General features: G+C 42.0%; 1 protein-coding gene. It reads right to left on the bottom strand.

Annotated features, from left to right (window positions below; translation table 11 throughout):
* On the bottom strand, positions 1–693 hold a 693-nt coding region (locus tag VC188_RS11920), incomplete at both ends, for an AMP-binding protein (protein ID WP_323484109.1).

Below are 693 nucleotides of genomic sequence, written 5' to 3'. Positions count from 1 at the left end.
AGATAACCACGGGCTAGACCGGCGCCTGCAATGTAAAGCTCCCCAGCAATGCCAGCTGGAACTGGTTCTAGGCTGTTATCTAAAACATAAATGCGGGTATTCCAGATGGGTCGGCCAATGGGGAGTGGATGAATGAGACTTGCGGGGTCATCGGCTTTGTAGGTGATACAAAAGACGGTTGTTTCTGTAGGGCCATAACAATGTACGAGAGTATTTTTTGTATTAACGTTTAAAAAAGCAACTACTTGCGAGTATGAAACGACATCGCCGCCAGTCAGTATTTTTTCAATATTCGATAAGGTATTGGGCAGCGGAATCGAATTAAATAAGGGGGCTGTCAGATGCAACAAGGACACATCATATTTTTCAGCAATATTCTGGAGTTCATTGAGGGCCCACTGTTTTGGGCTCATAACAACAAGTTGGCAACCATTCAGAAGTGCACCCCATATTTCAAATGTTGAGGCATCGAAGCTGAGAGGGGCTATTTGCAATGTAATTTCATTGTAAGACCATAAAATATAGTCTTGGTTTTTAATAAAGTTAACAACATTTATATGTTTTGTAACAACCCCTTTTGGCTTGCCGGTCGAGCCTGATGTGTAAATTACATACGCTGGATTTTCTGGGGTAGTAATTGAGATCGGGTTGTAGTTTGGATTATCAGCAATTATTTCCCAGTCGCAATCTAAG

The sequence above is a fragment of the Polynucleobacter sp. MG-28-Ekke-A2 genome, from assembly GCF_035012985.1.
In the GTDB taxonomy this organism is placed as follows: domain Bacteria; phylum Pseudomonadota; class Gammaproteobacteria; order Burkholderiales; family Burkholderiaceae; genus Polynucleobacter.
The sequence above is the reverse complement of the archived record's forward strand: the minus strand, read 5'-3'. Positions and strand labels throughout refer to the sequence as shown.